This window comes from Pseudoalteromonas sp. T1lg23B (assembly GCF_002964665.1).
Lineage (GTDB): Bacteria > Pseudomonadota > Gammaproteobacteria > Enterobacterales > Alteromonadaceae > Pseudoalteromonas.
The window spans coordinates 43,831-63,456 of sequence record NZ_PQBZ01000039.1 but is presented as its reverse complement, the minus strand read 5'-3'; the positions used below and the strand labels follow the sequence as shown (position 1 = coordinate 63,456).

17 protein-coding genes are annotated in these 19,626 nt (G+C 44.1%); 9 read left to right on the top strand and 8 right to left on the bottom strand.

Annotated features, from left to right (window positions below; genetic code table 11):
• The first annotated feature begins 70 nt into the window (after window positions 1-70).
• The 5 genes from C2M32_RS16575 to traN all read left to right on the top strand — a co-directional run bounded on the left by C2M32_RS16575 (window position 71) and on the right by traN (window position 5,791).
• Window positions 71-562, top strand: a complete 492-nt coding sequence (locus C2M32_RS16575; protein ID WP_105169440.1) for a hypothetical protein — start codon at window positions 71-73, stop codon at window positions 560-562.
• A gap of 176 nt (window positions 563-738) precedes the next feature.
• Window positions 739-1,002, top strand: a complete 264-nt coding sequence (locus C2M32_RS16570; protein WP_105169439.1) for a CopG family ribbon-helix-helix protein — start codon at window positions 739-741, stop codon at window positions 1,000-1,002.
• Window positions 987-1,277 (top strand): type II toxin-antitoxin system RelE/ParE family toxin, encoded by a 291-nt coding sequence (locus C2M32_RS16565; RefSeq protein WP_105169438.1) that lies wholly within the window; start codon window positions 987-989, stop codon window positions 1,275-1,277. Before C2M32_RS16570 ends, C2M32_RS16565 begins: the two co-directional genes overlap by 16 nt.
• Window positions 1,278-1,387: 110 nt before the next feature.
• Window positions 1,388-2,695 carry a hypothetical protein gene (locus tag C2M32_RS16560; RefSeq protein WP_105169437.1) on the top strand — a complete coding sequence of 436 codons (1,308 nt, stop codon included), beginning with the start codon at window positions 1,388-1,390 and terminating at the stop codon, window positions 2,693-2,695.
• Between the two features lie 114 nt (window positions 2,696-2,809).
• Window positions 2,810-5,791 carry a conjugal transfer protein TraN gene (traN, locus tag C2M32_RS16555; protein WP_234401328.1) on the top strand — a complete coding sequence of 994 codons (2,982 nt, stop codon included), beginning with the start codon at window positions 2,810-2,812 and terminating at the stop codon, window positions 5,789-5,791.
• A 134-nt stretch (window positions 5,792-5,925) separates the two neighbouring features.
• On the opposite strand, the gene C2M32_RS16550 is transcribed toward traN, so the two are convergent.
• On the bottom strand, window positions 5,926-6,624 hold the full coding sequence (locus C2M32_RS16550; RefSeq protein ID WP_105169435.1) for a thioredoxin fold domain-containing protein: 699 nt from the start codon (window positions 6,622-6,624) through the stop codon (window positions 5,926-5,928).
• Between the two features lie 210 nt (window positions 6,625-6,834).
• Between C2M32_RS16550 and C2M32_RS16545 the strand changes: the two genes are divergently transcribed.
• The gene (locus C2M32_RS16545) at window positions 6,835-7,182 is read left to right on the top strand and encodes a protein-disulfide reductase DsbD domain-containing protein (protein ID WP_158678253.1); all 348 of its coding nucleotides are present in this window, start codon (window positions 6,835-6,837) and stop codon (window positions 7,180-7,182) included.
• 12 nt (window positions 7,183-7,194) lie between these two features.
• Window positions 7,195-7,608 carry a hypothetical protein gene (locus tag C2M32_RS16540; protein WP_105169433.1) on the top strand — a complete coding sequence of 138 codons (414 nt, stop codon included), beginning with the start codon at window positions 7,195-7,197 and terminating at the stop codon, window positions 7,606-7,608.
• 50 nt (window positions 7,609-7,658) lie between these two features.
• Here C2M32_RS16540 and C2M32_RS16535 read toward each other — a convergent pair whose 3' ends face one another.
• The gene (locus C2M32_RS16535) at window positions 7,659-8,015 is read right to left on the bottom strand and encodes a hypothetical protein (RefSeq protein ID WP_158678252.1); all 357 of its coding nucleotides are present in this window, start codon (window positions 8,013-8,015) and stop codon (window positions 7,659-7,661) included.
• Between the two features lie 234 nt (window positions 8,016-8,249).
• Here C2M32_RS16535 and C2M32_RS16530 point away from each other — a divergent pair, with 234 nt between their 5' ends.
• Both C2M32_RS16530 and C2M32_RS16525 read left to right on the top strand, forming a co-directional pair.
• On the top strand, window positions 8,250-9,278 hold the full coding sequence (locus C2M32_RS16530; RefSeq protein WP_234401327.1) for a tyrosine-type recombinase/integrase: 1,029 nt from the start codon (window positions 8,250-8,252) through the stop codon (window positions 9,276-9,278).
• Between the two features lie 101 nt (window positions 9,279-9,379).
• On the top strand, window positions 9,380-9,907 hold the full coding sequence (locus C2M32_RS16525; protein ID WP_105169430.1) for a hypothetical protein: 528 nt from the start codon (window positions 9,380-9,382) through the stop codon (window positions 9,905-9,907).
• Between the two features lie 194 nt (window positions 9,908-10,101).
• Here C2M32_RS16525 and C2M32_RS16520 read toward each other — a convergent pair whose 3' ends face one another.
• From C2M32_RS16520 to C2M32_RS16500, 6 genes are all read right to left on the bottom strand, one after another.
• Complete coding sequence (locus C2M32_RS16520; protein WP_105169429.1) at window positions 10,102-11,274, bottom strand: hypothetical protein; 1,173 nt, start codon at window positions 11,272-11,274, stop codon at window positions 10,102-10,104.
• 376 nt (window positions 11,275-11,650) lie between these two features.
• Window positions 11,651-12,763, bottom strand: coding sequence for a TraU family protein (locus C2M32_RS16515; RefSeq protein WP_234401326.1), 1,113 nt, complete (start codon window positions 12,761-12,763; stop codon window positions 11,651-11,653).
• A gap of 43 nt (window positions 12,764-12,806) precedes the next feature.
• A complete protein-coding gene (locus tag C2M32_RS21040; protein ID WP_267894538.1) occupies window positions 12,807-12,938 on the bottom strand; it encodes a hypothetical protein in 132 nt (43 codons plus the stop codon).
• Window positions 12,939-14,279 (bottom strand): TrbC family F-type conjugative pilus assembly protein, encoded by a 1,341-nt coding sequence (locus C2M32_RS16510; protein ID WP_105169427.1) that lies wholly within the window; start codon window positions 14,277-14,279, stop codon window positions 12,939-12,941. It lies immediately after the preceding gene.
• Window positions 14,266-14,769: a signal peptidase I gene (gene lepB, locus C2M32_RS16505; protein ID WP_105169426.1), complete on the bottom strand. Its 504-nt coding sequence runs from the start codon at window positions 14,767-14,769 to the stop codon at window positions 14,266-14,268. Before lepB ends, C2M32_RS16510 begins: the two co-directional genes overlap by 14 nt.
• Before the next feature lie 104 nt (window positions 14,770-14,873).
• Complete coding sequence (locus C2M32_RS16500; RefSeq protein ID WP_105169425.1) at window positions 14,874-19,598, bottom strand: phage head spike fiber domain-containing protein; 4,725 nt, start codon at window positions 19,596-19,598, stop codon at window positions 14,874-14,876.
• Between the last annotated feature and the right edge of the window lie 28 nt (window positions 19,599-19,626).

Here is a 19,626-nt window from a genome sequence, read left to right as displayed (position 1 = left end):
TAGACGCCACCCTACGAGACAGGATATGGGCGGCGTACTACATCGCATAGGAAAATAAGCCGTTAAGACTATGACCGTTGTTTATCAATACCCTCAGGATATGCCTGTATTGGACCTTTATTCTACCATTTTATTTTTTATCGTGGCGACTATGATTATACTTGCCATGTCCTCAATTAAGTGGTGGGTAAAAGCCATCTGGTTAGGCTATTGTGGGTTCTCTATCTTTGGTTTTGAGGATGATGCAAGAGAAATTGAGATTGAAACGCGCTACTCAGAGGTGGTGACAACCTTACGAGGAAAGCTGACGCTGTTGGAAGAGGTTGGTCGTGGCAGCTCCTATGTTTATCAAATCGGTGACACGGTTTTTCATCAATCGCCAAAAGGGAAAGGATTACACCGGCACTGTTATCGTACAGCCAACTATAAACGATACCTTGGCAAGGAAATTGAACTGGATTATCACTACAAGGTAAAGCGCTATGATGACGACGAAACCGATCCCATTGTCATCAAGCGATTTACAGGACACTGTGTTACGCGATTTGTGGTACATGATTAGGAAGTAGTGCCGTACTGAGTATGTTCCTGCCATATCACTCCCCATTAATTGATACTGAGTTGCTGATATCCCTTTCTTACATAACAGCCCGCTCAAAAAATAAGAGGGGATCAATTGACAGGAGCCGCAACTTGTTTAACACTGTTAAACAACGTTAAACATCCATTGAGGTGCCTATGTTAGGGGTTAGACTAGATACAGACTTAGAGCAGCGATTAGCGGCATTGGCTGAACGGACTCACAGATCAAAAAGCCATCATGCCAAAGAGGCGCTGAAGCGTTATATTGAGCAAGAAGAGGCCAGAGAACAGGCAGACAGGGAAACACTGGAGCGCTGGGAGGCCTATAAAGAAAACGGTGAATTTGTCAGTAATCAAGCCGTGATGGATTGGTTGGATGACTGGGGCACAGATCAGGAGAAAGCATGTCCCGAGAAGTAATTTGGTTACCTGACGCCGTCAAGGATGTTATGCGACTACGCGAATTTATTAAAGAGAAAAACCCCAGTGCAGCACAACGTGCCGCGATGAGGATCAAAGAAGGTGCGACGATCTTAATGGAGAACCCTCAATCCGGTCGACCTGTGGCCGGTTTAAGTCATTTCCGTGAAGTTATGCTGCCATTTGGTGCCGGTAATTACATATTACGATATCGAGAAGAGGGTAACAAAGTCGTGATTGTTAGGGTTTGGCACAGTAAAGAAGCCAATCGTTAATCCTCCAACAAGCAACATGAACGTATTTTGCTGCACACGAGTTAAGCAACCAAAATAATCAGTTAAATTGAAGGGGTTAATTCCCCTGAGATGGACATGAACTTGCTAAAGTGAACAACATCGTTAACTTGGCTTTTATTTTAAATATGTTGTTTCGCGCTGTTCTTGCTTTTTGTTTGTTCTTTGCCGGTAGTACCTTTGCTAATCTTCACGCCACTTTTCCTGCAAAAGCGGTGCTACCGCTCAATATCAATGCAACAACACTGTACACCCACCGTCTAGTTCGGCTTAAAGCCTTACATTTGGCACTGTTAGAAAATGAAGACTATGCCAACTTAACGGCTCGTATTGAGCCCACCGTTGGACAAGATACCGCGTTGTTGGCTCAGTTTTTTGAATCTTCACTCAGTGATGAGTCCATTAACTACTCTATGGCCGCCTGTCCTGAGGGAACGCGTAATCAAATTCCTTATTGTGTGTTTGCAGATGCACTGTTTACAGTTAACACCGCCAAGCAAAGCTTAATCGTCAAAGCGTTTTTGTCTGAGCCTTCGTTGATGGATGGACTACAAGTCGCTATTAAAGACTACCAACAAGTGATTGATGCTGTTTTGGCAGGCCAGGCGATTGCTCAGGACGTCGTTGATGTTGCCAATAACAAGCTCAATGCGGTACGTGCAGCACTGTTTAACTTTATACATTTGATTGGTGGCGGTGGGCTCAGTGGCTTATTAAGCCTGCAAGATGTGCTCTCTCAGGCTGTGTATGATGTGAATGAACTCAACCGAATTTTGACGCATTGGGCTGACTTATTCGCCAATACACAAACTTATGCCAGTGTTAACGTACTCAATAGTCAGGTTAATACCGTCAGAGAGAAAGATGTTGAAGTCGATATTACCTTTCAAGTTGATATCGCAGGGACATTTTTTGACACCATCAGCCAATTGATGGAGTCCAGCTTACAACAACCAAGCAATGGGGTAGAAGTTGACACGCGCTTTAATGGTCGCGCATTTTACCACCCCAAAGAACAAACATTGTTGGCTTATGTCGACACAAAAGTATCGGCAAGCATATGCTATGGCGGTATGAGTGCACAGCCGAAAACACTCAGCACCACCATTATTAAAGCAATAGACATGATCTCAGATAGTAATCTGACGATAGAGATTGACGTTGAAGGTGAAAAGACAGTAGCACCGCTGCAAGGGAGTGAGATCAGCGAAGTCACAGCGCGCATTCCTTATACCGATCAAACTGGCACACTCAGAAAAAAAGACATCGTATTTCAATGTAAGGCCAGTGCCACATTCCTCAAATCAGTGACCAAACGTATATCCTCAAGCCTGTCACGAGAAGACAAATCTAAGCCGATGTCATGGAAAGCATCCTTTCGCCATGAACTGGGTTATTAACTGAGGAAAATAACGGTCTTAATTACCAATGTGCAGTCGAGCGGTTCTTATAATATGACCAATGTGTCAAAGGTAAGAAATAATATGCGACTGCAAAACTCCTGGTTTTTTTTGTTGTTAACGCTGCTAGCAAATACAAGCTATGGCGCAACGTGTGTTGGCGTGACTTGGCGATCAGCGCAAGACGACATTGACGCTTGTCTTGCAACCAAGCCGTGTCAAGGTGTGACGCAAAACTCTCCCCAAAACATACTCGAACAATGTCGTGCCGTCCTCCCCTGTCACGGACTCACCAATGACGCCTCCAAAGAGGAAAAGAAAATATGTCGAGATATGCAATTAGCTTCAGGGAAAAGCCTTTATCGCTCAATGGGTGACACGGTTTATAACGTCTCTGACTCTGGGGAAATAAACATCAATTTACCGGGTGAAGAGGGTGAACCTGCAAGAACATTTAACGCCAACTCAAGTATGCTCGGCGGCAAAGAAACCACCTCCTCATTGTTTTCAGCAGGAGAAACTTACGATGACGAATCGGCACTGACTAACAGTGTGCGAGGTGATTTGGGAACATTAGAAACACAGGGTACGCGACGAGGTAATGCGTACCAGACGCTGATGTCTATTCAAAACCAAAACCCACCTACGCCAATTGGTCACAACGATCCTATTTTGACTCGCACCCAAGACAGCGTGAACGCGATAGACTCAGGTTCAAGTTCCGCATTTGGCCACTGCATTGAAACCGTAGAATATTATGATCAGACATTTGATTTTGAAAATGCGGAACAATTTACCTGCTCAGAAATGGTGTCGGAAAATTTCTTCTCTGGTGAGTGTGAAGTTGAACGTAAGATTGAAGGACCTATTCGCTCGATACAAACCTTTGGCCGTTTCTCTTTTGAACGCTGTGGACCACGTTGCCTACGTTTTAATACTCCGTCGATTAAGGACAATGATCTCAATGGAGGTAAATGTACCATTTTCCCCGCAGGGTTCAGCATAGAAACTAACGAGCCGCTTTCAATTACCCGCGCCACCGTAGACGGCAGTGCGGATGACCACGCACAGCTCGTCGTTGACGGTACGGTGCTGTTTGACAGTAACCCCGGCGTATTCAATGGCACAATAGAAGATTGTGAAAAGAAAGCCAATACCGAGTACTTTTACAACAACGTCAGCTACACCTCTCACTTTAATAGTTCCATCACCAACGATAGAAGACTCGATGTCACATTTAACACTGGGGTGGGTGATGGAGGTGAATATGACTACACCGTGGAGTTACATTTTGACAAAGATGTTAGCTCTGTTGCCGAAATTATTCGCCAGAAATCCCCTTCTTGTTATGACGATCTAGGGCCGAATTACAATACCAATGGTTTTAAATCTGAAACCTATTGTGTCGCAGAACAATGGAAGTGCTTAGAGTACGATAACAACTTACTCGGCGAACTAGCACAAGATATTCCTGAATTATTTCCAGGCTCGACGGCCAGCTGTCTCGTTGCTTTATCACAAAACTATCGTTGCGACCCCTTAGCCAGTGCTGGTTTTGGTGATGATGATGAAGTATGTTTTCAAGACGAAGTCACCGATCCTGATACTGGTGAAATCCTACAAGAAAAGCTCTGTTACACCGCCAAAGAAGTAAAAGACGTGCAAAATAACGCCTGTGATGACCTTTTGGCCAGACCAGAATGTCAAGTCTCTGATAGAGAGTGTATGTGGGAAGACACTCTTACCAAAAAATGTTTCAGCTGGCGTTATGAATATGCGTGTACCGATCCCGACCAAGTCACACTCACCAATGCCCGCACCAGTAATATCTGTGACAGCGATATTGCCTGTGCCGGTGGTGACTGCGACGTTTCAGAGAAAGAAACAAATACCGACTTTTTGAATGTTGCTGGGCAATACAGTGCAGTCATGGGCATGTCTCAGGATTCCAATTGCCAAGACCCCAATGACCCATCAACCTGTACAATCTTTCCCGGTGAATATGAGTACTGCTCCTTTTATCCTGTGGGTAATGATTGTTGCGAAGGCCCAAGTGGGGTGAGTCCCTACGACTATGTTAGTGTACTTAGCAATATGCAAACTTTAGACTCGCAAATTATGAAGTCTGATATGCTCAGTAACACTCTGGTGCGCGATGGTTGGGAAGCTATCAGAGAGCCCGTCGTATCAGCCTACAATACCGTCAGTCAATCTTTAACCACCGCTTGGAACTCCATCGCGGGCAGCAGCACAGGTCAGGCCGTTACCAAAGCCGGACAAGCGGTAGGTGAAGCGATTTCCGAAGGTCTAAGTGCACTCAAAGAAGAAATGACCAGCTATATTTCTGATCTAATGCCCGATGCTCTCAAGGAGATGCTCTTTGACCAAGCGACGGATACTGCGGCGAGCGCAGGCACTACAACAGTGATGGATGGCGCGCTCAGCGAAGCGATGAATATGGTCAGTGGTGTTATGGCGGTGTACAGCGCCTATCAAATGGCGAACCTTGTTATCACCCTCGCCACCCAATGTGATGACAATGAAGCGGATGCGGGACTAAAAATACAAATGGATCAATGTATTAAAGTCAACAACTCCATCAATGAGGATATCAATGATCAGGGCTCAACCTGCGCTAAGAAAGTACTCGGTGTTTGTTTAAAGCGCCAACATCACTACTGCTGTTACAGCAGCCCATTGGCCCGTATCATTATCGAACAAGCCATGCCGCAGCTTGGAAAAACCATCACGGTCGATCAAGAAACCTTTACCTGCCAAGGATTAATGATTGATGAAATGAAGCAACTCGACTGGGATAAAATCGATATGAGTGAATGGATAGGCTTAATGTCGGGCGCTGGATTGGTGCCAACCAGTAGTGATGATGTGAATATGGACTCTATGACTGGTGACGGTCAGCTGTTGAATAAATATGGCCGACAAACCACGGTAGAGCGCTTAGAGGACAGAACGTCAGGCAATGAGTTGTCTGATAAACAGCAAGAAGTGTTTAACAGTGTTGATGCCCTCAATGTTGATTGCTCGGTCCCAACCCCGCCTCCGGTGTGTATTTACCGTTCTACAGGTGGAAACTAACATTTGATGGGTCTGGTGTGCCGAACTGGGCACACCAAAGGACAGGGAAAAATGAATGTGTTGAACGGCAATTGATAAGGGAGGAAAAATGGTAGCAACGTGGCGATGCAGCGTTACTACCATCGCTTACGGAATTAGCCCAACCCCAACTGTTTTGCCATTTGCTGTGCTGGCATATAACCCGGGATAACTTGCATATCTTCTGTCACAATGGCAGGTGTGCCGTTGATTTTAAACATTTCACCAACCTGATACATTTTATCAATATTGGCATCACACACCTTGTTAGTCACCGACTGACGGTTGAATAACTCGCTCATTGTCTCTCTTGGCGTATCGGAACACCAAGCGGTTTGATTGAGCTCAAAACCATTGCCCGTCATACCGCCACGCGGAAATGATACATAATTCACCGTAATGCCTTTTGCCAAATAGTCATCTAACTCCGAGTGTAATTTTCCACAATAACCACAGGTAACGTCAGTAAACACGTAAATTTGTGCCTTCTCTTCACTGGCCTTAAAGGTCTTCATATACGGCTTAATACTTTGTAGTGCTTCTTCTTTCATCGGTTTATAGCGGGCTTCAGTTAAATTGGTGAAACGCTCACCTATCTTGAAAACACTGCCTTGGATAAAGTGCTGGCCATCTTCGGTCATATAGAACACCCCTTTTTGGGTCACTATCTGTTTCACCGCAGGAATTGGGCTATCTTCAATCGCACTAATAGCAAATGGAAAACGTTCTTTAAATACTTTTTCAACTTGGCTGTTATCTGCATTTACGGTGGTGCTTAATAGTGCCGCTAAGCTAGTGATAATGATTTTTTTCATGGCTATACCTTATCTGTCTAATTAACGATATTTTGCCACATGGTCTATCTTGGCCATGGAAATAACAGCGATTATTCGGCGGATTATTTTCACCATCTCAAGCGAACAGCAGGTAGTATAAGTCTCTATCCTAATGACTAGTTGATTATGATATTTGCAGAGGGTTGTGAGAATAACGTGTACAGAATACCAATAATAGTGGGACTATCCATGCTCCCCTTTTACGCTCAGCCATACTCAGAACCTATTGAATTTTACTTAGAAAAAGGTAGAAACTCGATAAAGTTAATTGCGGAAATGGATACTGATGTCGTGCTCTATGCGCACCCTTTAACCCTGCAATTCAACGGTGTGAAAGCACACTATCAGTTACCACAAGCATCACTATATAAGCTTATCAACACGCCCTTTTATGGTTATACCAATAAGCTCTCCATTCCCTTGCATATCGGTATGATAGGCGAACACGCCACATTGTCGGTGTCCTATCGCGCATGTCACTTGACCAAGCAGGTATGTTACCCACCAAGCACTCAACACATATCGATGATCAACTAACGGAAAACTACGATGATACGTTTTACTCTACCCAAAGATAATGCAATACAAGCCCTATGCTATATTGGCATCGCTTTTAACGCCTATGTATGTGTTAACAACTACACATCTTATGGCAGTGTGATAGCTTGGGAATTCATACTTGCTACCGTGTTAATGATTGTATATTTGTCTTACAGTACACAGCTGCACATTATGAAAGACCAATACCGACTGCAGCACAAATTATTCTCGTTGCCCTTTTATCAACACAGCGGTCAACTGCAACACACCAAGCTCATACAAAAATCTCGTCATTATTATCAACTGGCGATACAGACAGACAACGGTGAGCAAATACTTTGTCAAACATTGAATTCGACAGATCAACAATGGTTGCAACTTGCATGTATGAACAATCAATTGCCTATTGTGCAAACATCATGAACGGAAAAAAGAGTGTAATACAAAGCCGCATCAGCGGCTAAAGTGAAGGATTATCTTTTAATGCGAGAAAAGGGAAAAGCGATGACATTATCGCCTAAAAGGGATGATTGTTCTATATAGTCCAACTCGGGGACACCTGACACATCAATGGCGACACAGCCTAGGTAACTGTATATTTCGCCCTTTATCGCTTTCCAATCATGTAACTGAAATACCACTGGCCACTCAAGGCTTAGCTCGGCAAATTCAAACTCTACCGAATACCAGATCTTTGCAGCAACAATATTGCAGACTTTGACACGCGACCGACATTGATTTCGCTCAGATAATTTTAAATAACGCTTAACAAAACTCGTTTTTTGATCCTCGATGTTTACATCTAACAGGTTCATCTTTACCTTTACCATTTACGTTCTTGTGTGCAAAGTATAACGCCCTCCTCCCCCCTGCGATTGCTAATAACTCAGATAAAATGTGAAATTATCAACTTTTACCCATCAAGAATTACCCATTTTAAAAACATCGCATAAATTTAACATAATATAGTTAACGTTAATAACCATTAACGACAGTAGGGTTCTCATTTTTCATTTTATTTATGCTATGCTCTACAAATATAAAATATCCGCCTATAAAAAATCGTGACTCAAAACACACCGCATTTTTCATTTCACCGCCGTTTGCCTATTTGCCAGATAGATGAAGGTGCCGTATCGATGCGTAGGCCGCGCAACAGAGTACGGCTATTTAATGCTGAGTCTCCCGCTCATCGCTATCTGGCCAACCTGTCACCTAACTCAGCCAAAGGTATGGAACGCGCATTGGATGCCATCGCTAAAATCATGGACATCAGCGCGCTCTCACAACAAAGGCCAAGCACTTGGTGTATGGACGATATTAATTGGGGCGAGCTGCGTAGAGAGCATGTTTTAAGTCTTAAAAATCATATGCAGCATAAAGGATTAAGCACCAATACAATCGCCACTTATCTAGCAGCAATTAAAGGAGTAATGAAAGAAGCTCGCTATCTCAAGCTACTCAGTTTTGATGAATATGACGCCATCCGAGATATCAAACGGCCAAATGGCGCAAGAATAGGTGCAGGGGAAGCCCTTGAATTAACGATGGTGAAACAGGTACTTGCTGCATGTGAAGACAACAGTATTACCGGCATTCGTGATAAAGCCATTATTGCAACGTTAGTTTCCGCGGGACTAAGACGTGCTGAGTTATCACAACTGAGTATCAAAGATATTGATTTCATTAATAATACTATGCTGGTTAACGGCAAAGGAAACAAACAAAGATTACTAGAGTGTTACCCCTCTTTGATGGCATGCATTCATGAATGGGTTGAGGGCGTGCGCGGCACACACCCAGGAGCGCTATTCAACCCCATCAGAAAAAATGGCACGGTAGGGGACAATGCTCTCTCAACAACGAGTATTTACTATATATGCAAAAAAAGAGGACTGTTGATAGACACCGATAAAGTCAAGCCGCACAACTTGCGCCGAACCTATGGCACATTACTTGTGGAGCAGGGGGTTGACTTGATGACAGTGCGAGATCTTTTAGGCCATGAATCGATTGAAACAACCAAAATTTATATAAGAGATGATAAACAGCTTAGGATGAAAGCGGCAAAACAAAAAACCCGCATACTTTAGGGTGAACATACGTAATCAGTAGAGTATAATAAAGGTACAGTTTTGACTTTGGCCCTCATAACGCCTCTTTCGTATATTTCTCTATGCCGGATCTAAGTAGCATGCAACATCATAATATTTCAAGTATTCTCATTGAACCTGGCAACCTCATCAAGCAGACGCAGCGTTATCAAATCACACCGCAAATATCTGTGCACTGTTGCTACTGCACTATCCCAACAGAGTTGGGCGAAGAGGCTGGTGAAACACGTTTTGTGTTGTTTAATGATAAATTGATCGCACGATTTTCATACTTGTTGCATGAAACTTGGCCCTATGAACTGTCTTTCATACATGAAGCATTATATGTTGCCATTGATAGGCAGTCCTTCTTTGATGTGCTTGGTTCGTTCTTTGAAATATGTAAATTGGGCGTTATGAAGCTCAATGATGACTCTGAGTTATGCATCACAGTCAACACCGAAGACGATGATGACAACTTGATTTATTTAGAGCCAGACATGGGCGTTAATCTGGGATTTTGGCGCTCCCTTACTACCAAAAAAATATATAACGACTTATGTGATATCAATTTCAGCGAAGTGATTTGTGAGGAAATTGAAGGATATTACGACAGCTCATATCGCTAGTCGCACTACACAGACACTGAGCTAACAGAATGATCAGGGCTCTGCCAACCCGTGCCTGTATATTGCGTCGCTCTGTCTAACAATATAATTTTTTGAGACAAAACGACACGCAAGCACAAATAGTATAGGTTCATAGGCAATGGCCAAAAATAATCTGCGTATCATGCAGGGGGTGAATACCAAGTAAGCCTATCTCACCTGGACTCCACCTGATATTTTTTGCCAAGCACCCTATCGCTATTTGTATCCCACGTTTGCTCCGCTTCAATATGGTTTTTCACCGGACGCGCAATCAATGCGCCCCAATGTTCCCATGTCGACGAAACAAGTCGATATTCATCCAAAAAGTCTACCCCTTCAACTGTGATTGGCAGTGTTGGTAAGTATACGTTCGCTTCCTTGCCCCGCCTTCTTAACTTTCTGGATAAATCAAACGCAGCGTGTTGTCCTTTACGCGATATATCTCTGTTGGCGAAGATCAAACAAGTTTCTTCACCTGCGGCACTTTGCTGTCCAAGCAAAGCACTAGAAAAGCAGGCTTTCACTGTCAGACCTGTCGCTTCACGAATCGCAACCGCCGCTTCTAAGCTTTCACAATAACAAACGACATGAGAAGTATTTGGCTTGGTACCCGGTAATAACGTATGCACCCCTTGCATGTCACCTGTTGGTGCCATAAATTTTTCAGGTTCAAGGTACTTACCAGGTGAGACAAAACTATGCGCCCCCAATTTATAGACCAAACCATTCTCAATGACCTGTAAGTAGGTACAGTACAAAGTCACGTCATTGCTATTCTGGTCAATAACCTTGGATATCAAGGCCGGATGATGACCAATAAAATAAGCTTTTTTAGTTGTTTCATCCCACTCATAGTAAGGCAGAGAAGGATGAAACAATAAACTACTGGGCAACGAATAGCGTAATTTTTTACCTAAACACGTTAAAAAATAGGCTTTTGCTACCTCAGAGTCATTGGCAAGTGTGGCCTCGGCCAACACCCTGTTTATGGCCAGTTCACGATTGTTCTGAGGTAGAACATCGTTACTTTCGCCCACACTCTTGATTGGTTCACGTTGCAACAACGTGTCCAAGATCAGCCCAAAGGCTTGCTCTGGAGTTACCCTCTCGATACCGGAGATGATTTCCAGAATATGCATGGCACCATGCTTATCATGATAACCAATACCATGTTGCTGCCAACCTTTTTTAAAGCGGAACCGTCCAGTGTTCCCTAGGGGGCAACCACAATGGCGTGGGAATAGTTGTGCAGCAACAAGCAGAGCTTGATAATGCATTACTACCTTATCCCAACGTCCATTTACTACCTTGTTTAACTGCTCGAATAAGTCATGATCACGGTGCATAGAGTTCTCCAGAAATTATGTAATAGATGTTCCCTAATACACCCGATGAACAGGTGATTAGGTGAACATCCATCACACTCAAACTGGCGCCCTAACGGTTATTTCCGTTAGGGCATCACCATGACGTGATCAATGACCTATTGTCAGTCAACAATGTATTCAATCCTCTTTAGTAGGTTTCCCTCCTAAAGAAGCACGGAGGCTTCTGCCTAACATACTCCGCGGTACGGGTATTAAGGTCTTTTCCTGACCAAGCCCATTTTCACAGTACACTGCACGCTATGGGCGGCGCTAACGCTCAACATCGATGTATTCGGTGGCTAATAAGCCGGCATCGAATCACACCGTAAGTTGAGTGCTGTTATGCTGTACAACACTACTCAGAACCAGAGCCTCCGCCACTGGATGAAATGCAACAGTCAGTATATTTGAATAACAAATAAACGTAGTCTTCGCCAATCCCCGGAATATGCTCTCCTGAAAAGCCACGCCATTTCTTCACACTTTCCCCCAAGTTGTGGCAGCAGCCCAATGACCCTTCTATGGTTTTTAGCGATCCATCTGGATTCTTTTTAGCTTTTCCATCTGCGTCTCTGTCCACCATACTCACCGTTTTGCCAGACGAAGCTTCTGAAATTGGGAAAATCGCTGAAAGCTTGTACATCGACTTTGGGATCATCGGTGAATACTGAGCCTTGCACATGGCATCTTCCCCCATAGTTCGTTTTGCTAACCCTCTGCGATGCAATCCTGCTAATGCCCGCTGTGCCACAAGAGAAGTATTTCTTGCCACTTCACCACCGGCTGAAACGTGCCCAGTCATTGGGTAGATAAGTCCGTCACACCCAGCACTAAAAAACAAATCTAGATTTGCTTTACCAGAGGTAATGGCAGCACAATCCGCCGCAGCGGCAACCAGCGCCAATGGATTCGCAAATGCGACACTCTCTGGGTTTAACACAAACGCCAACCAATCATTATTATGCACAGGGTCTATTTCACTGATATACAACATATCAAAATCGACGTATTCATCACGCATACAATCGGGCACAGTGAATAACTGCAGCATTTCCATAATCGGATACGCAAAGTAGTGGTACTGATAAAAAGCACTTTCATCGAGCTCACCAGCATTGCCCCTGCCTTTACTTCCCATGCCCGTAATGGTGTTCTGCAAGCGTATTCCACCTAATGATGGACTGCACCAACTGGTTTTGACTGTCTCAATTAAACGCCTTGGAGACCAATATGCAAACGACACGCCTGGTGGTTTGTATACTCCATTGCCGTCTTTACATAAACAGACCGGTAATGTTCTGGCTGAGCCCTCTGGGCCCTTTGCACCCACCCCAGCTAAACGCAGTGGCAACATGCAAGTCCAGCAGACCTGATCTAACATCTTGGTAAAAATTTTCGCGTCCGTGCACAATGCGCCATTACTTTTTTCCATCCCAGCCACAGCCAAGTTAGATAGTAATATCAACATCAAAGCGCTCAACGTCGTGAGTAATTTCGCCACCATTGGGAACCTATCTATAGTTTTGTATAAAGTTCATCGCCACTTCAATACCGACCTGTATCCAACCAAATAGATACTGACCAATATCGGGGTAGGTAAAAGAAACAAATACCCCAGCTAAAAACATCAATAAATCACGCATTTATAAATTTCCCCATTGCTCGCGTCCAATAACATCTACTTTTAACAGTGCTCTTTGCTGCGTCACCACAGATGGTACCGCTTTAATGGCGAAGCGTTTGATCACCTGCTCATTCAGCAGATACACGTTTTGTTCAAATGTCCTCAATAATTCAGACCAAGCTTCCCAGCCCTTGTCTTTATCAATCTTGGTGGTCAGCAACAGCAACTCTCCTTGTGTTTGTTGGCTAATAAACTGTTTCACCCAGTGCACTTGCGCACTGCTGGTTGCATCAAAAATAATGGTGGTGACCTGCTTGTTTAACGCCAACAGTGGGTTTATTTTTTGCCCTTTGTGAAGCAGCACCTGACCATTGGGCGCACGCACTGTTTGCGTCACTGTCACCGACGGATCGACGTAATAGCTGTCGCTTTCTAATGCATGATCCGTTTCATAGAAATTATATTTTTGCCAATATGTCGCCATGACTTTGCGTTTTTTCGCTTCCCAATCCTGCTGTTCAAGCACTTTCGCCAAGGTTTCCTTCAGATCGGGTTCACCAATATCATAGACCTCTGAAACGCGCCCTAAATCTGTCTCTCCGGCCAATAACCGTTCTTTGATGTACTGTTTGTTGGTAAACCCTTCTACCCGCACCACTTTGCCCTGATAGTGATAAACAATGCTCGGTACGGCATAAATGTCATGCTCAATAAAGACGGTGTTATCCAACTCTACAATCGGGATGTTTTTAATATCTCTGTTTGCTTTTAAGGTCTGTAAGTAACCTTCCACAAACTGCACCATCTCATAGATGCTTTTCATCCCTGGACGGATCCCCCGAACCACCACTCTGGCTGTTTTATCTTCACTGGCAACCAGCAGTAATTCTTTGAGGATTTTCTTGGGCATATCAAATGAAATAAAATAGGTGATCTGATCTTCGCTCTTGGTTGCGCTAACGCGCGCTTCATCTACTTGATCATCATGATATTGGGCCACAATATCTTCCATACCAGTGCCCTTGGCCAGTGCATTAAGCGCATCCTGCTGCTTATCATTGTGTTGCTGAGCTTGTGTGATTTGCTTGGCCTGCTCTTGATATGGATTGTTTTTTAACGCATCTAAATCAAGCCCTTGTAAGTGTTTGGGTACGTTCCCTTGATCAAGATGTTCAAACAAGCGATTCATACGCTTCACAATGTCTTTATCCATCTCATTGATCTGGTATTTATTTTTGATGTCGACCGCCCCGGTTTCCAGAATCTTTGCTGATACTGTATCCGTGGATGGAGCAGGGTCTGACTGTGCAAGTGCACAGCCTGAAGCCAGTAAGAGCAGCAGCGTTCTAAAAAATAGCATAACCAACTCCTGTTACCTGCTGTTGTGGAACTGTTCCCCAAAATCTGGAGTCATAGCTGTTTTGCGTAGTGCCAAGCACAAATAATTGGCCATCAGGGACTGTAAAAGAGTGGCTAAACGCGTCGGGTGTCAACTGCAACTTGTTAAGCATCGCCGTCGCGTCATTTGGATAATAAATGCTATCACCATCAGAGGTAAGCACAGTGGTACCCAGTGTTGTGATGGTAACTTTATCTCCCTCTACGGCTGCCAACACTTTCATGAACTTTTGCCCTTTTTCAAAAAATGGCGGTAAATCTCGTGGTAGCGTAAAGCTAACCAAATCACCACGATTAAACACATCCGTCATTTTATGAATAAAATACGAGTGCTTCAGGCAACGCTCCGCTTGTGTGGGAACCACAACCTGAAATGTGCTACTGCCATACCAATAAATCAAGCTGGCAATGCCTATACCCATTAATGCCTTTATTCTACCGCTGGTTATCATCACACTGGTTAAATCACAATTTGAATGGTTGCCAATATATCATTGGCAACCTTCAGCACTGGAAATTAACTCTGCTTTTTTCAGGCATTAATAACCTAAAAGCATTATTTGGTATCGATAGTGCGCGTTAGGGAAGTAGACTCATTTGAGTCATCATACGCCGTAAATGTAAAGGTAAGCGCACCTGGATTTACACCTCCAGGGTAGTAGTACTTAATACTGCTGGCATTAACCGTTGTCGTCGCACCGTTTATCTGCCAATTATAAAAGATCACTCTTCCATCAGAGTCTTTGCAGTTACTGGTGATCTCCGTAAGTATATCTCTTACCTCCCAAGTGGGTTTACACTCTGGTCGCTGATTATCCTTAACTTCAATATTCTCAACCAGCTCCAACACATGACCATGTTCAGTCGTGGCCACCAACTTGATTTCCTGCTGCCCTTCATATAAATCAGTGATCACACCCTTGTTATGTTCAGACGTTGAGACACTTTGGCCGTTGACAAACAACTCATACTGCGCAACGCGATCAAGATAGTGCTTTGGTATCACTGATGCGTACAAGGTGATATCCAGTGGTTCACGTTTGAATGCATTACTATAAAACAAGCTCATAGAGCCCCTTGGCGGTTCCGCTTGTACCACATTTACCAGCTTCACAAACTCTCGCGTGTTACCACGGGAGTCAGAGACTATGGCTTTAAATGAATGCACACCCACACTATTGGCTAAAAAGCGAGCCTGCATGCCATGCTCATAAGTCAGTTCCATATCAGAGGTAGGCATATACTTCACCTTGAAAGTGATCCGCTCAGGGTATGACTCCAGCTTGCGTTTAGCAAACACACTGATCAGGCTGGGCGCAAATTTGGTTTGCTGATAGACCGTAAAGTCAAACTCTGGGAAGTCATATTGCCAACCCTTTATAAAGAACGATTTTTGTGTTTTGGTCTCCAGCTCCAGACCTTTGTGCCACACTTCATAAATAACTTCGTTACTCTTATCTTTCCACGATGCAGGGGTAATGATATCTAGTTCATTTCCCTCAACCGTCGTACCATCAGGCAGAATGAATCGTCCCTGCACCTCACTATAAATACCGGAATAGCGAGGGGTTGTTGTCACTTTGAAAGTAAAGGGCTTACCAACTTCAGCAAAACGAGTTCCATCGAAACGTACGATTGGAGCGCTAGGTGGTCTGACACCGAATGACTTGGTTGTGTAGTCATAAGCATAATTGCCCGCCGCATCCGTTTCTTGATAACGCATTCGCACATGAAGCTGAACCGTTGACTCGTCTTCTTTGGCGGTATGCACCCATGTACTTCCGGCTTCCACCCATGTCTTCCTGTCATAAGACCACTCAATGATCCCAGAAACATCATCAGCCAACTCGCCTCGGTCCATCAATTTAAACTCTTGGGTTTCTCCATAATACATCGTACTTGGGCCGACAATATTCACATTCGGCGTTTCAAATGCCGTGATCTCAACCGCATCAGTGATAGACTCCACACCCGTAAATTTATTTGTTACCCTTGCGCGGATCTTGCTCACTCCCGCTTTATCAAACAACATCCGCACAGACGTCGGCGAACGTTCACTCAGAACCTGTTGCCAATTCTCATCATCTTGCGTGATCTCCCAAACAACCGACCCCAATGCTCGATAATCATCGAGCGTTTCAGGTTGATAACGACCAAAGAAAGTAAATGGCACCCGACCAAAAATGCGGTTTGCTCTGATCCCACCTTCGATTTCAGTCCCTTTCCAGACCCGAATATAATTTCGATTGGTCAGCAGTTGACGCTCATAACCAGGAACCTCTGATTCAAGATGTAGTACCCCAACATAGCTAACCGATCCTAATTCAAGTTGCGAAATATCTATTTCAAAATCAGCTTTACCATTGGTAATCGGCTTCTCTGGCGTAATTGGAATGATGGTACCATCCCCCTCTCGAAGCGCTAGATAACCACTCCACTTACCCATCGTTTCTTCATCATATACGTAAGTCTTATTCGTTCGGTCATAGATCCCAAACTCAATGGTATCGATTTGTTTTTGGTTATTAAGGCTTTCTCTAAAATTGCGCTTTAAACTGGCTTTAATGTACTTAGAGGGCACATACACCACGTCAACATTTTTCACCGTTTCAATTTGGGGCATCAGGGCATAACGACCCTTTACTGCAATGGTTTCTTTTTGCCACAGCTGACCTGCTGACGCTCTGAGACGACGCCCAAATCTCAGGGTATCTTTGAATGTAGATTGTCGCTGACGATACGTTTTAACATCTTGTCTAGGCGCATTGATTTCCATTTCCAGCTCACCATTTGATGCAGAAATAATCGCTGAAGCGATGTCTCCCCCTTCCAAAGATGCACTAAAGTACTGATCATTGATAGGCGGTGCAGGGTACACCTCAATAATCGGCTTCACAGGCTCTATAACATCAACATTCACCTTTCCTTGAGCCATCACCCGTTCAACCCCATTTGGATTAACCAACACATAGCGATAACTTACGGTATTTTCACCCAGCGTCGTAAAGACCCCCTGATAAGTTGGAATGGTACTTGCCGTCACAGCCATGTCGCCAGTACCTGAAAAATCCACATAGCAAGAATAGCGGCCATAGCTTGATGTTTGCAGCGCACGCGCCTTGTCTGAATAGTACTGACAACGAAGGCCCTTTCGCTGCAAAAGCTTGAGTTGGTACTGCTGAACATGCTGATATATTTGACCCGAAGTGGCATTCACTTCAACTTGGTTAGGCATATAAGTCAGTTTCAATTCAATGTTATTTGGGTTGCCTTGTAGGTCAATCGCTTTAGCTGCTAGGGTATACTCTTTCCCTATCTCAGGCTCGAACGGCAGCGTGTTAATACGCGCAAAATTGCCGTGGCTATTGTCAATATCGATCACTTGGCCATCAATGCTGACGGTCTCAACTTTGGCACCACCGATGTGAACATCGTCAGCACTGATCACCATATCTTCAATAAAGTAAATACCATCGCCTTCTTTAAGCTTACGGTTGATATAGTACAAATTAAGTTCGGGTTTTTTATCATCAAGTACAAGGCTGGCGCCTTCTCCATACCCTTCGTTGCCCTTTTGGTCACGCACAGTGACTTGTGGTACATAGACGCCATTCTCAGAGTCATCTAAATCAATGGTATAGACAAAGTATTGACCATGGACTTCCGGCGCACCGCTGCTTTGTTTTTTAAAGCTATCGCCTCTTGGCTTGCGGTTCCCTTCTCTAAGCACTCGATACTTACCTAATACCAGTTCATGGTCTGGGTTATCATGCTCGTCATCAGGAACAAAGCGAACCTCAACGCTTTGTGGAATACGCCAATCCCCTACCGTGTTTTGCACACTGCGAGTGGTTGCCATGGTTGGAATGTAAGATATATCCCCTTCACCTTTGGTTAAATGGGGGTTTGCCATAAAGAAGATATCCCCTTCATCCATGGCATTATTACCGTAAATATAAACGGCGACATTATCATTCAATTGCGTATTAAGTGTCTGAGTTACAGTTACTTTTTGCCATTGTTCAGTGATGTTAAACCACTGCTCAACTCCTTGCTCACCCTCACCTTCATTACACCCTGTATCTATTCTTAATCCGACCTTATCATCCAAGGTCCCTATTGATGACCGGACATACAAGCTAAAAGTATAGGTTTGTGCCGCAGCAACATCCTCAGCCTTTACACATTGACTTAACTGCGAGGCTTCTTTCCCGTTCATACCTTTTTGCTCAAAGCGATAGGAACGCGCATCACCAAAACCATTGGGTACCCGTACCGTGGTTGCCCAGACGGCCGGTTTATTGGTGCCTTTCTTTATCCAAGAAGACTGTGTTAGATCCGCAGAATGGCGTAGAGCGTTCCCCGCCCCCACTAACGTTTCGTAAGGGGTTTTAACAACAATTTTGGCCTCTTTATTGGCCACATTAATGACTTTTTCACCCGCTAAAATGGTGGTGTCAGGGAAGTTACCATTAACATAATCACTATGAAAACGGGCTGCAACACCGACCAACTCCGGAGAGCGGTAGTCCCACAAAATGGTAAACAGCTCATTCATTTTTGGAAAGAAGTTATTCATAGAGTTGACCTCTATCCAATGCATTGAATAGCCTTGCTTCTCCTTTGTGCTGCCAAATCGCCCACCTGAGATGGTAATGTCACAACTGTCTTCACCAGTTTTAACGATACAGTTTCCCAATCGAGACAAACTCACACGTTGATCAAAACGTCGTTCTTCCACTTTAACTGTGACTTTCTTTAGCAGTGCTTTTTCAGAGAAGTTGACACTGGTTAGTCCTTGCTGTGCTTTATCATCCCAATAGGACTCAATACCTGTGATCACAGGTTGTTTAGGTAATGCAAGGTTAAGATTAATGTCTTCCGAATTAACGACGACACGCTCGGCATTACGCCCAGAATAAAAGGTGATCTGATAGCCTATGGTGTTTATACCCGCTTCCGTAGCAATACCATTAGCTTTTAACAGCCCAGAAGACAGACCCGGTGGAACCTTGACCCACTCGAACACGCAGGCCAGCTCTCCATCAAGATTTTTGTTTCTGGCTTTAATGACATTATCAACTATTTCACACCCTGAATCGGGGTTGACTGACAGGGTTAATTCCGTTTCTTCAATGCTTGCCAATTTCGGGTTATTTAATTGTTTTGCAAGCGTTGGCAAATACGCTTTCAATGAACCCGATACGTCCAATGTTTGCGCACTCCAAGCTAAGCTTGACAAAGTAAGTAAGCAACAAGCTATAGCTGATTTGAATTTCATGTCGACCTTTTAAAGCTAGACTTTCCTG

Coding starts and splice junctions, on each gene's coding strand:
- C2M32_RS16520 (WP_105169429.1), bottom strand. CDS start 11,274: ATGCACCGTGATCATGACTTATTCGAGCAGTTAAACAAGGTAGTAAAT.
- lepB (WP_105169426.1), bottom strand. CDS start 14,769: ATGATAACCAGCGGTAGAATAAAGGCATTAATGGGTATAGGCATTGCC.
- C2M32_RS16515 (WP_234401326.1), bottom strand. CDS start 12,763: ATGTTGATATTACTATCTAACTTGGCTGTGGCTGGGATGGAAAAAAGT.
- C2M32_RS16500 (WP_105169425.1), bottom strand. CDS start 19,598: ATGAAATTCAAATCAGCTATAGCTTGTTGCTTACTTACTTTGTCAAGC.
- C2M32_RS16525 (WP_105169430.1), top strand. CDS start 9,380: ATGCAACATCATAATATTTCAAGTATTCTCATTGAACCTGGCAACCTC.
- C2M32_RS16535 (WP_158678252.1), bottom strand. CDS start 8,015: ATGGTAAAGGTAAAGATGAACCTGTTAGATGTAAACATCGAGGATCAA.
- C2M32_RS16575 (WP_105169440.1), top strand. CDS start 71: ATGACCGTTGTTTATCAATACCCTCAGGATATGCCTGTATTGGACCTT.
- C2M32_RS16540 (WP_105169433.1), top strand. CDS start 7,195: ATGATACGTTTTACTCTACCCAAAGATAATGCAATACAAGCCCTATGC.
- C2M32_RS16550 (WP_105169435.1), bottom strand. CDS start 6,624: ATGAAAAAAATCATTATCACTAGCTTAGCGGCACTATTAAGCACCACC.
- C2M32_RS16570 (WP_105169439.1), top strand. CDS start 739: ATGTTAGGGGTTAGACTAGATACAGACTTAGAGCAGCGATTAGCGGCA.
- C2M32_RS21040 (WP_267894538.1), bottom strand. CDS start 12,938: ATGCGTGATTTATTGATGTTTTTAGCTGGGGTATTTGTTTCTTTTACC.
- C2M32_RS16545 (WP_158678253.1), top strand. CDS start 6,835: ATGCTCCCCTTTTACGCTCAGCCATACTCAGAACCTATTGAATTTTAC.
- C2M32_RS16510 (WP_105169427.1), bottom strand. CDS start 14,279: ATGCTATTTTTTAGAACGCTGCTGCTCTTACTGGCTTCAGGCTGTGCA.
- C2M32_RS16565 (WP_105169438.1), top strand. CDS start 987: ATGTCCCGAGAAGTAATTTGGTTACCTGACGCCGTCAAGGATGTTATG.